This is a genomic window from Microcoleus sp. CAWBG640 (assembly GCF_020883015.1).
In the GTDB taxonomy this organism is placed as follows: Bacteria; Cyanobacteriota; Cyanobacteriia; order Cyanobacteriales; family Microcoleaceae; genus Microcoleus; species Microcoleus anatoxicus.
Genome location: NZ_JAHRFC010000002.1, coordinates 112,774 through 125,277, shown reverse-complemented (window position 1 = coordinate 125,277; position 12,504 = coordinate 112,774). Strand labels below are relative to the sequence as shown.

General features: G+C 45.2%; 10 protein-coding genes. 2 read left to right on the top strand and 8 right to left on the bottom strand.

Going from position 1 to position 12,504, the window contains the following annotated elements; genetic code table 11:
• Positions 1-38: 38 nt before the first annotated feature.
• From AAFP11_RS01920 to AAFP11_RS01910, 3 genes are all read right to left on the bottom strand, one after another.
• A complete protein-coding gene (locus AAFP11_RS01920; protein WP_341735495.1) occupies positions 39-1,439 on the bottom strand; it encodes an ATP-binding protein in 1,401 nt (466 codons plus the stop codon).
• Positions 1,440-1,453: 14 nt separating this feature from the next.
• Positions 1,454-2,005, bottom strand: coding sequence for a heme NO-binding domain-containing protein (locus tag AAFP11_RS01915; protein ID WP_340541682.1), 552 nt, complete (start codon positions 2,003-2,005; stop codon positions 1,454-1,456).
• 358 nt (positions 2,006-2,363) lie between these two features.
• On the bottom strand, positions 2,364-3,950 hold the full coding sequence (locus tag AAFP11_RS01910; RefSeq protein ID WP_341735494.1) for a B12-binding domain-containing radical SAM protein: 1,587 nt from the start codon (positions 3,948-3,950) through the stop codon (positions 2,364-2,366).
• A 331-nt stretch (positions 3,951-4,281) separates the two neighbouring features.
• Between AAFP11_RS01910 and AAFP11_RS01905 the strand changes: the two genes are divergently transcribed.
• Both AAFP11_RS01905 and AAFP11_RS01900 read left to right on the top strand, forming a co-directional pair.
• Complete coding sequence (locus AAFP11_RS01905; protein WP_340520947.1) at positions 4,282-4,488, top strand: hypothetical protein; 207 nt, start codon at positions 4,282-4,284, stop codon at positions 4,486-4,488.
• Positions 4,466-5,050, top strand: coding sequence for a Uma2 family endonuclease (locus AAFP11_RS01900; protein WP_341735493.1), 585 nt, complete (start codon positions 4,466-4,468; stop codon positions 5,048-5,050). Before AAFP11_RS01905 ends, AAFP11_RS01900 begins: the two co-directional genes overlap by 23 nt.
• A 384-nt stretch (positions 5,051-5,434) precedes the next feature.
• Here AAFP11_RS01900 and AAFP11_RS01895 read toward each other — a convergent pair whose 3' ends face one another.
• From AAFP11_RS01895 to AAFP11_RS01875, 5 genes are all read right to left on the bottom strand, one after another.
• Positions 5,435-5,971, bottom strand: a complete 537-nt coding sequence (locus AAFP11_RS01895) for a Uma2 family endonuclease (protein WP_340550058.1) — start codon at positions 5,969-5,971, stop codon at positions 5,435-5,437.
• 71 nt (positions 5,972-6,042) lie between these two features.
• Positions 6,043-6,177, bottom strand: a complete 135-nt coding sequence (locus AAFP11_RS01890) for a hypothetical protein (protein WP_341735492.1) — start codon at positions 6,175-6,177, stop codon at positions 6,043-6,045.
• A gap of 44 nt (positions 6,178-6,221) precedes the next feature.
• A complete protein-coding gene (gene fusA, locus AAFP11_RS01885; RefSeq protein WP_341735491.1) occupies positions 6,222-8,306 on the bottom strand; it encodes an elongation factor G in 2,085 nt (694 codons plus the stop codon).
• A 368-nt stretch (positions 8,307-8,674) separates the two neighbouring features.
• Positions 8,675-9,160 (bottom strand): CRR6 family NdhI maturation factor, encoded by a 486-nt coding sequence (locus AAFP11_RS01880; protein WP_341735490.1) that lies wholly within the window; start codon positions 9,158-9,160, stop codon positions 8,675-8,677.
• A 178-nt stretch (positions 9,161-9,338) separates the two neighbouring features.
• Positions 9,339-12,458, bottom strand: a complete 3,120-nt coding sequence (locus AAFP11_RS01875; protein WP_341735489.1) for an efflux RND transporter permease subunit — start codon at positions 12,456-12,458, stop codon at positions 9,339-9,341.
• Positions 12,459-12,504: the final 46 nt, after the last annotated feature.

The following is a 12,504-nucleotide window of genomic DNA, read 5'->3' as shown; positions in this document are numbered from 1 at the left end:
AAGTGCTATTAAGAGAAGGGAATGGGTGGGTGCAAGAGTTAGGAATTTAACAGCGGAATTTCGATCGCAAATTCTGCCCCCTCTCCCGGTGCAGAAATACAGCTTAACTTACCCCCGTGTTTTTCCACCACAATCCCATAGCTAATTGACAATCCCAAACCCGTACCCTTTCCCACGGGCTTCGTTGTAAAAAATGGGTCAAATATTTTATCCATCGCCGATTGTTCCATACCCATACCATTGTCAGCAATCCTGACTACCAAATTCTGAGTATCATTGACTAAAGTCTGAATCACAATGGTAGGTTCTTGATTCCAGTCGGCACAATTTTCCTCTGCATCTCGCAAAGCATCTATGCTATTACTGATAATATTCATAAATACCTGATTAATTGACGATGCGTAGCAATTGATTAAGGGTAATTCACCATATTGTTTAATCACTTGAATCTCGGCATTTCTACCATAAGCTTTCAGCCGATGCTGTAAAATCAACAAAGTGCTATCAATGCCAGAATGAATATCTACAGGTTTCTTTTTCGCTTCATCATGGCGGGAAAAATTTTTGAGAGAATCCACAATTTTGCAGATGCGTTCCGTGCCAATTTTGATAGAATTTAGTAATTTGGGAAGGTCAGTTTCTAAAAAAACGATATCGATTATATCCGCTTCTGTGGCGATTTCTGATGGGGGTTGCGGATAGTATTTTTGATAAAGTTGTAATAATTTTAGCAGACTTTCTACGTATTCTTGCAGATATCTCAAATTACCATGAATAAAAGTGACCGGATTATTTATCTCATGGGCTATTCCGGCGACTAACATACCTAAACTTGACATTTTTTCTGCTTGAATTAGCTGTGATTGTGTTTCCTTAATGTTACTCAAAGCCTGTTTTAAATGTTGTGATTGATTTTGGGATAAAGATGTCAGTTCTTTCTGCACTTCTAGTGATGCTTGAATCTGAATTTTCTGCTGAGTTAATTCTTCCGTCAAGCTTTGAACTTCCCGAATAGCCGTTTGGCTAGTTTGTTGCAAAAACAAAAAATCGGGAGTCAGATCGTGAATTGCAAAGTCTTTCAACTTGACAGCTAATTTGGATAGCAGGCTTGAGTCTGGATTCCACACCGAGCAAATAAACAGGATCACCTGTTCCTCTTTCAGATCGACCATTTGCCCTTTTAATTTTAGAGAGTTATGCTTCGATTCTAAAATAAATAATGATTTGATTTTTTTCTGAATCTTTAAAATGTCAAAGGCGATCGCTGGCTGATGAATTTGAAAATGCCCATCTATTGGTTCACCTAATAATGTGATTTGATGAGTCCGTTGTAATACCTCCCCAACCTGGACAATTTCCAGATTGTGATTAAATCCTATATGAAATGGAAATATTTCACAAAAAATCTGGGGATTCAGTGTATACAGTGGCTTATTCATGAATATTTTGCAGTCTATTCGGCTCTGTATTCAATCCGAAATGTGTCACGTTCGCATCCTGCTTCACGGGATTCAGTTTGGGTGATATCAACTGCTGTGTGGAAGCGATCGCCCAAACCCTTGACTAACCCGACTACCATGGGTGCCAGACCTTCCCGTGTAGACTGATAATGCAGGTCTATCACATTTTCGGCCACTTCTGTACATTCAAAAGATGGTGGTTGCAACTTAGGGAATTGCACCCCAATCCGAGTATGTAAATCATCGAGATTTTCGAGAAATTCCGGTAATGTATCTCCGGCCATATCTAGTATTTCTTGATAACCCGCAGTAGCCGTAAATTTAACCCAGTATTCACCAAAGGCTTGCATAATTTCTGCACTAGATAAGCCAAGCTCTTGACTAGCAGATTTAACTAGACGATGAGTCAAATCATCGGGATAAGCTTCTAAAATCAGAAATTGCTGCTCTATAACTTCCGCTTTCTGTTTGATTTTTTCCCAAGTAGCTTCATCAAACAGATCGCATACCATGTCTTGAATCGCACGATTCACTAAACCATACATTTTAACTGCCTCCACTTATACTGATAATTTAGTGTTCATAATCGATCGCAATCGAGCAATTATTTATTGAAACTAAAATTTTGACCGGAAAAATTAAATGTATCATACCACAATTTTTGATGAGGTGGTTACTCATAATTTTTAGTGCTGGTGTAAGTGTTTATTCGTAAGTGTATTTTCTCAGATGTTAATGTATTTTTTGGGTGACACTTACTTAAGTAAACATCGAAGAACTTGATGTCAAAAAACCAGCCAGAGCTTTGGCTCTGACTAGCACCGAAATCGACGTCAATTATTTGCGTAGGGCGCTAGAATCTATGGGTGTAAGCGCTTCCTAGCCTAATTGTTCAAGCAAAAATTAAATCACTGCCATCTTTTCATCTGAGTTAATGGGTTCAAATTCAGTCGCTAGAAACTCAGCCACTTGTGCTTCAATTTCATCGCGGACAATCTGGCGATACTCGAAGAAATGCTCGATTTGGGCGCAAACGGAGAGATAGCTGCTGACACCACCGGGGTTATGGTAGTACATACTGAACAAATGGCTCCAAAATTGCCAGCGTGTGCTGCGCAGTACGCCTTGTCGCCAGCAAATTGTCAGTAGCGCCCGGATTGTGACCCAGTTAACTTTTTTGCTACTACCTTTGCCTTTTTTGGGATAGGTTGCTTCTCCCAAGAGGCGATAATGACGGTATGTGCGATCGAGAAAACGCTTTGGCTCATATAATTCCCAGAATGCTTCAATATACTCCTGAGCAATGTCTTCGAGGGGTCTTGTCGGCACAAAGTTCATTAAAGTTGTCTGATTGATGTTAGCAGATTCCTTGCGTAGTCGTCCTTCTTTCGCTAACCGATGCCAGAGTGCTGTATCAGGAAGGGCTTGCAGCATACTAAACAGAGCTGTGGGAATTGATGTTTGCTCTACAAACTGGACAATTCGTGCACCAGCTCCTGGTTTTTCTCCATCAAATCCGATGATGAATCCTGCCATTACTCGTATACCTGTGCGAGTGATTCTCTCCACGGCTTCGCTGAGAGAACTCCGAGTGTTTTGGTACTTTTGAGTCAGGGCTAGGCTTTCTTCATCTGGTGTTTCAATGCCTAAAAAGACTGAACCAAAGTTACAGGCGACCATGGCATCCATTAATTCTTGGTCGTTGGCTAAATCTACGGAAGCTTCTGTGGCAAAGGAAAATGGATATTGATGTTCTACCATCCAGGGTAGAAGTTCTTTTAGGAATAGTTTGACGTTGCGTTTGTTGCCGATGAAGTTGTCATCAACCATGAAAATACTACGCCGCCAACCGAGTTCATATAGGCGATCGAGTTCGGCGATAATCTGGTCGGGGTTTTTGGTTCGTGGTTTGCGACCATAGAGGACGATAATGTCACAAAATTCGCACTGGAAGGGGCAACCTCGTGAGAATTGGACTGACATTTCGGCGTAGGCTTCAAATTCTAGTAAGTCGAATCGGGGAATGGGTGTGCCGGTGACATCGGGTCTTTCGCCACCAGACCGGAAGATGCCTGAAGCGACTCCGTTGCCGATCGCCTCCACAAATAATGGTAGGGTAATTTCACCTTCATCTAAAATTAGATAATCTGCACCAGCCGTTTTTGCTTCGTCGGGTAATGCTGTGGGATAGGGGCCACCTACAGCAACTTGCTTATTTCTCCGCTTGGCTTCCTGAATTTGGATGAGTAAATCTTCTTTTTGGACAATCATTGCGGACAGAATCACTAAGTCTGTCCAGGCCCATTCGGCTTCGGTAATTTGACGCACATTGCGATCGACTAACTTGAATTGCCAATCTTGTGGCAGAATGGCAGCTACTGTGACCAAACCTAGAGGTGGCAACATTGCCGATCGATTGAGTAAAGCTAGGGTTTTCTCAAAAGACCAGAAACTCTTGGGAAATTGTGGATACAGAAGTAAAACGTTCATTCAAACTCCCCTTAAGTAATAATTTAGTGCAGCTTGTTTATTATTATCACAGGATTAGAAAAAATCAACAGAAATTATACACAAAAACTTAAGAAATCGGACACGGCAGTGCCCTTGGACTACCCCAAATAATCATGTAGGGACACTCCAAAAGCCGTCTCCTCCGTTGCTTAAAACCCAAGTCCTATTCAAATTAAGGATTGAAAAATCTGGATTCAATCATGAGTTATATCAAATCCGGTAGCATCTGAATGATTCAGATCTCTATTCTCTCCCTCTGTGTCCTCTGTGTTCTCTGCGGTTAAATCATTCCGATGCAGCCGGAAACGATATGACTTATATAAAATCCTCTCTTCATCGTCCTGTATTAAACTCTATCTTCTCTTCCTTCGCGTACTTCGCGCCTTCGCGGTTAAATCATTCCGATACAACCGGAATTGATATTAGGCAGGATGTGGAACTTAACATTATAATTGACATAGGTTTAAATACAGAGATTGGTAAGGGCGATCGCCATGACGACAACGACAGCGACTAGAAAATTCACACTAGAAGAATACCTTGTTTATGACGATGGGACAGACACCAAATATGAACTCATAGACGGAGAATTAGTTGAAGTGCCTCCAGAAACGAATCGAAATAACCGAATTGCCATTTACCTGCTGTCAGAATTTCTCAAACTCGTTCCTTTTTATCTGATCTGTTGCAAAGATACGGAGATTGTGGTAACGGGTCAACGGACTCGTGTTCGTTTGCCAGATTTGATAATCTTGACTGAGGAATTATTCGCGGCGATCGATGGCAGACGAGCTACAATTACACAGGATATGCCACCACCTGCATTAGTGGTTGAGGTGGTTTCTCCGGGTAAGGTGAATGAAGATCGAGACTACCGCTACAAGCGATCGGAATATGCCGCACGGGGAATTCCTGAATACTGGATCGTTGACCCCAGTCAAGCAAAAGTTACCGTGCTGATATGGGTAGATGGACTGTATGAAGAAGCTGTTTTTCAAGGAAGCAATGCGATCGCATCGACGACTTTTCCCGATCTGAAACTCACCGTAGCACAAGTTTTAGGAGTCGGGGAAGCATGACCTATTTCAGGATGTGTCGAAAAAAAATTAAAATATTGATTTAGGAATGACAGAGGAGACGGCAGTGCCGTGTCCCTACCACGATCAATTGTAGGGACACTCCAAGAGCCCAAGGAGTGTCAACTTAAGGTCAAACCCATAGTCCGGCGGGGGTTGAAACCCCCGCCTCAAAGCTAAAGTCCTCTAAAAGAGGACTGAAGAGAAGAATTTTCAACTCATTAGTCCTCTTTGAGAGGACTTTAGCTATTAGACAGGGGTTTCAACCCCTGGCGGACTCCGGGCCCACAGACGAACTTGGCGGGCTGACAGGTTAAGTTGACACTCCTTGGCACTGCCGTCTCCTCTATATTATGTCTGAGTGCAACCGGAATTGATATAAAATGCCTATTGTCGGTGAATCATAGACATCACAGCATCAACCGTAAGTTCCGGGGGAATACCTAAAACTGGCAAAATATCTGCACCGGAACAGATTATAGGTAACTCCTCACCTTGCCATACCCAAACTTGTTGGTGAGATATATCAATTAGCCATGCTAATTGCGTGCCGTTAATGAGACAATGAAGAATCTTATTCTGCAATTTTAAAGTGCTTTGATCCGGCGATCGAATTTCAATTAACCAATCCGGTGCGCCGTTAAGTGGCCCGTCTTCATCGGTAAGCCGATCGCCTGCTACAATCGCTATATCTGGTACTGGCGAGTAGGGAAGTACCAAGCAGCGCAACTCTGGTATCGCTTCAAACCGATCGGTCCGATCGTTGATATAGTTAACCAAGTTGTGTTGTAGTCGCGAATGAAAAAGGGTAGGCATAGTTTTTTGAACTGCTTGTCCCAGAATCAATTCCCATGCAGGTGAGGATTCAATATCTGGTTGAGCGAGGAAGTCTGTTAGTGAAAGTGTTGCGATCGACTCAATCATATTTTTTGTCGAACCTCACTGTACTTATTATTTTTTTTCGCCATGCTCTAGTTGAGCAAACCAACTTTGGATTAACTGCGATGTTTGCTTTCTAATTCTACCATCTGCGCGATCGAGGCAGAGCCTCTAGACATAGGTTCCCAGGCAGAGCCGGGGAACCAGTAGAATTCTACCATGCGCGCGATCGAGGCAGAGCCTCTAGACATAGGTTCCCAGGCAGAGCCGGGGAACCAGTAAAAATGCCAATTAACTACTTCGCAGCTTGACGCTCTTTGGCTTGCTTAATCACTTCTTCAGCGATGTTGCTGGGACAAGGAGCATAGTGGGAGAAGGACATGGAGAATTGTCCGCGCCCAGAGGTCATGGTACGCAAGTCACTGATGTAACCAAACATTTCGCTCAAGGGCACGTCTGCCTTGATCCGCGCTCCTGTTTGTCCTGTTTCTTGAGATTTCATCATCCCCCGGCGACGGTTGAGGTCGCCGATGACATCGCCCATGTAATCATCTGGAGTGAATACATCGACATTCATAATCGGTTCGAGCAATTGAGGTCCAGCTTTCGGAATTGATTGGCGATAGGCCGCTTTGGCTGCAATTTCAAAGGCCATTGCGGATGAGTCAACGGGGTGGAAACCACCTTCCAGGAGGGTGAATTTCAAGTCTAAGCAAGGGAATCCAGCTAGGACACCTTTATCGACGCAGCTTTCAAAGCCTTTTTCGACTGCTGGCCAATATTCTCTCGGTACACTACCACCGGTTACTTTTGACTCAAATATGAATCCACTTCCAGGCTCACCGGGTTCGATTACATAGCCGATTTTGGCAAATTGACCTGAACCACCGGATTGCTTTTTGTGGGTGTAATCGTCTTCTAGGCGCTTGGTAATCGATTCGCGGTAGGCTACTTGTGGTTCGCCAACTTCTACTTCGACGCCGTGGGTGCGCCGGAGAATGTCTACTTTGATGTCGAGGTGTAACTCGCCCATGCCTTTTAGAATCATTTCGCCACTTTCTTGATCCGTCACCATGTGGAAGGATGGGTCTTCTTGTACCATCTTGGTGAGGGCTGCTCCCATTTTTTCTTCGCCGCCTTTTTGTTTCGGTCTGACCGAAATTGAAATAACGGGTTCTGGGAACACCATGGGTTCTAGGGTGGCGGGATTTTTGGGGTCGCAGATGGTGTGTCCGGTGCGGACGTTTTTCATGCCGACGATCGCCACAATATCACCTGCTTGGGCAGAGTCAATTTCTTCGCGAGAGTTGGCGTGCATTTCTACCAAACGGCTGACGCGCTCGGTTTTGCCTGTGGCGGTGTTGAGTATGGTGTCGCCCTTGGACAGGGTTCCTGAGTACAGGCGGGTGAAGGTTAGGGCACCGTAGCGATCGTCCATGATCTTGAATGCTAGGGCGCGCAATGGTCTGCTGGGATCGACAATGGCAAATTCGCCGGTTTCATTCCCATCAAGATCGACTTCTGGTTGCGGTGTGACTTCCATGGGGTTTGGCAGATAGTCAACGACGGCATCGAGAACTAACTGTACGCCTTTGTTTTTGAAGGATGAGCCGCAGTAGGTGGGGAAAAAGGCCCGATCGCGAGTACCTTTGCGAATACAGCGTTTGAGGTCTTCAATACTCGGCTCGTTGCCTTCGAGATATTGTTCCATCAGAGTGTCATCTTGCTCAACGGCCAGTTCGATCAACTGTTCGCGCCAAGTTTCGACATCATCGACCATATCGGCGGGGACATCTTTAATTTCATAGTTCATGGGGTCGCCGGAATCATCCCAGATCCAGGCTTTGCGGGTGAGCAAATCGACTACGCCGCAGAATTTTTCTTCAATGCCGATCGGCAATACCATTACCATCGGTTTAGCTGCCAGGATTTTATCGACTTGCTTGACAACTCGGTAAAAATCTGCACCGGTGCGATCGAGCTTATTTATGTAGATGACACGAGCGACTTTGGAATCGTTAGCATAGCGCCAGTTGGTTTCCGATTGAGGTTCAACTCCACCGGAACCACAAAACACACCAATACCACCATCGAGTACCTTCAGAGAACGGTAGACTTCAATGGTGAAATCGACGTGTCCTGGGGTATCGATGATATTCAGTTGGTGTTCATTCCAGAAGCAGGTTGTAGCAGCAGATTGAATCGTAATCCCGCGCTCTTGCTCCTGTTCCATGAAGTCCGTCGTCGCCGCGCCTTCGTGCACTTCACCAATCTTGTGGATTTTACCCGTCAGCTTGAGGATTCTTTCGGTTGTAGTGGTCTTGCCTGCATCTACGTGGGCGAAGATGCCGATATTTCGATAACGAGTGAGATCTTTCATAATAAAAATCGGTATGCGGGAAACTCAGTGTCTAAAGACCTGAGATAAAAGCGACACGGGCGGCTTCAACCGCCTTATCAAGAGGGGAACAGGCTGGATTTCCATGACGCGGAATCAATAAATTTTTTTTCCGTGTTTTTGGTTTTACTACTTAATTGTAAACTATAGTTACACTACATGATTTCAGGGTAATACCCGAACAGACCTTGGCTCAAGTTGGGGCTTGCAACTAGAACAAAGAGTGACTGGTGTTTGGGGTTTGGCGTAGCAACCGCCTACACTCATCTGTGTGGCGATCTAATTCGGGTTGCTGGTCTAATATTCTAGGTGGGAAAGAATAATTTTTGGCAAACTAGATGTGCGATCGGCTATTTGTGGGGTAAAATCACATCAAAAAAAGCATCATCCAAGTCATAGCCCAACATTTGCGACATCGACAGCAACTTCGATTTGCTAGGAATTCCTTGTTGATGTAACCAATCAGTTAATACAAAAATTTTGTGCATCAAAAACATTTCCAAAGCTTCAGGATTGTACTGAATTCCTTCGGTGCGGTGGAACTGATGCGGCACCAACATGGCGGCATAGCGGGCTAATTCTCCGACTTTCCAATCTAGCAGAAAGGGGAGCCAAGGATAATAAGCATCTAAGCGAATAAACCACAGCCGAACCTCTGGGATTTCGGAAATTTCTCGCGGATCTAAATCTTCGCGCGGGTACTCTATTTCAAATTGTAGCTGTTGTTCGTTTTGGCCGATCGCCCCTGCTGCTAGCCACTGGTCAATTACTGTCTGTACCGGAGACAAATCTAAATTGTGGATCTGCTCGGCATTGATTGCTATCATAATACTCATAAAATGTCAACTTATTTGAGATTTGAGATGGTTGTTGGCTGCGCAGGAATCCGAGGGCAAGAGACCGAATTACCGGATTGTGAATAGGATAGCATTTAGCCGATCGCCGCACTAGGGAATTATTTAACCTTACTAGAACACAGAGGACACAGAGCCTTGAATAGGACGGAATTGCTGACTACAAACGAATAGACGATCGCGCTTTCTTGGCTTTTTCCTTGTTACCCCGCACGAGATTAAAAATCCAGATTTGGAAACCATCCATATAGGTAAAAATCACCGGAATCACCACCAAAGTCAAGAGAGTGGAAGTCATCAAACCGCCAATTACCGCCATCGCCATGGGGCTGCGCACCTGAGAACCGGCACCAAGTCCCAGGGCGATGGGAATCATCCCAGCAATCATGGCGATGGTTGTCATCAAAATCGGCCGCAAGCGCGCCACCCCAGATTCCAGCGTCGCTTCATACATCGGCTTTCCTTCCTTCTGATTCAGAATTGCGTAATCCACCAACAAAATCGAGTTTTTCGTCACAATTCCCATCAGCAAAACGATCCCAATCAAAGCGTAAAGCCCCAAAGACTTCTGGCCCACCAGCAGCCCCAGCAAAGCACCCCCGATCGACAAAGGTAGGGCTGCCATAATAGTTATCGGATGCAGAAAATTCGCAAACAGCAACACCAACACAGCATAAATAAACAAAACCGCCGTTCCCAAAGCCCCCGCAAAACCACTGAAGATATCCTGCATCACCTTGGCATCTCCCGAAGATTCCTGTTCCACCCCAGGCGGCAGAGGATTCATTGCAGGCAGTTTTTTCACCGCAGCCAAAGCTTCTCCTAAAGTAGTACCGGGCAACAAATTGCCCTCTACAGAAACTTGGCGAGCTCTGTCATAGCGATCGATCTGAGAAGGCCCGCTACCCAAAGCAATATCAGCCACTGCCCTCAAAGGCACCAAAGTATTATTTTTACCCGGTACTTGGAGACTCTTAATTGTTTCAACATCGCTGCGAAACTGTGGTGCTAACATCACATGAATCGGAATTTGTCTATCTGGCAAATCGAACTTAGCCAAATTCGAGTCAATATCTCCAATGGTTGCCAAAGATGCAGTACGAGCAATTTGTTGTACAGATACACCCTGATCCGCTGCCCGATTTGGGTCAGGTTTCACCAAGATTTCTGGCTTCACCAAACTCGCGGTAGATTGCACCTCAATCAATCCCGGCAACCGACTCATTTGTTGAGTAAGATCGAGGGCTGTTTTCGTCAAAGCAGGAGCATTTTCGCTTTTAAGGACGATCGACATTTGCTTCCTCCCCCCCACTCGCCCTTGGGAAAAACTGAGCCGCACACCGGGAACATCCGTCAGTTTCGGCCGCATTTCCTCTTCAAACTGCTGTTGCTTAATCCGTTTGTTCGCAGGTTTGAGTTTGACATAAAGAGTCCCTGTATTCACACCACTAGCACGGGCAGTACCCCCGCCGGCACCACCAGAAACGGTGGGAGAACCTTCTGTCTCTAAAACACTTTCCACCGCAGGATGGGTGAGTAACAGTTTAGTTGCCTGTTCTACTGCTACATCCGTCTGCTGTAAAGTAGAACCGGGAGGAAGTTCAATAGAGACAGTAGAAAGTCCAGTATCATCGCGATCGATAAACCCAGTGGGAATGTAAGGTATTAACTGAACGCTGCCAAAAAACAAAGCTAAACCTAAAATTAGGACGATCGCCCGATGTTTCAGCGACCAAGTTAAAAGCCGGCGATACTGATAGGATAATTGGTCTTTTTTTAACTGTTGTTGATGGTGGCCTTTATCCTTAAACAAATAAGCCGCCATCATCGGAGTCACGGTGCGGGCTACCAGCAGCGAAAACAAAACCGAAGCGGAAACCGTCACCCCAAAAGGTCGAAAAAACTGACCCGGAATTCCCGGCATAAAAGCCACCGGTGCAAATACCGCGACAATCGTCATCGTAGTAGCAACAACAGCCAAACCAATTTCAGCAGAAGCATCCAAAGAAGCTTGATAGGGAGTTTTCCCCATCCCGACATGGCGTTCGATATTTTCAATTTCCACGATCGCATCATCTACCAATACTCCCACCACCAGCGCCAAGGCCAACAAAGTCATCCCGTTAAGGGTATAGCCCAAAAGTCTCAGCACCGCAAAAGTAGGAATTGCCGACAGCGGTAGCGCCACAGCAGCAATCAAAGTAGCTCGCCAGTCCCGCAGAAAAATTAAAATAGTTACTATTGCTAAACCAGCCCCCAAAACCAAAGCATCAACAGAAGCTTCATAGGAATCGCGTATGTGGTCTGCTAGGGTATAAATAAGCTCCAACTTGACATCAGGCGGCAAAGTCTTTTCCAATTTTTTCACTGTTTCCCGCACTGCTTCTTCTACAGTTACCAGAGTGCTGCCGGTACTGCGGAGGATGGAAAAAGCCACTACAGGTTTGCCATTAAGTCGCGCCGCCTGACGCGCCTCTGCATAGCCCTCAGTCACTTCTCCTAAACTGGTGAGAGGCACAAAATCACCTTTAGGTAAAGTAATTTTATAGGTTTTGAGTTCATCCAGAGTTTTGGCACTACCGAGGGTGCGAATAGTTTGCTCTGAGTTACCAATTTCCGTGCGCCCACCTGGTAAATTGATATTAAAATTGCGAATTTGGTCATTTACTTGGGTAGCTGTAATCCCAAGACTTTTGAGTTGTTCCGGGTTCAAATCTACTCGAATATCCCTGTCTCTACCTCCAATCCGCTGCACTTGAGCCACACCTTTTACCGAGAGGAGGACGCGGCTGATGTTTTGGTCGATTAAATCGCTTAACTGTTCTACAGATTGACGCTGGGAAACCACAGCATAGGACATAATGGAACTGCCGGCAAACTCAACCCGCTTGACTACAGGATCGTTAATATCTTGGGGCAGACTTTGGCGAATTTGGGCGATCGCATTGCGGACATCATTGGTAGCGCGATCGCTATTAGTTCCCAACAAAAAGTTAACCGTAGTATTAGAAGCACCATCATTAACGGTGGAGATAATGTGGTCAATATTGCCCAAACCAGCAACAGCATCTTCTACTTTTTTCGTAACTTGAGATTCCAGTTCCGCTGGATCTGCCCCCGGTTGGCTAACAGATATCGACACCGAAGGAACATCGATATTCGGGGAATCATCAATGCCCAAAACCGGAAAAGATAATAAACCACCTATTGTCAAAATTAAGAATAAGACAATAGTAGGAACTGGTTGTTTGATCGACCAAGCTGAAATATTAAAAGACATAATGGGGAATGGGGAATGGGGCATTGGGCATTGGGCCGAAGAGCAT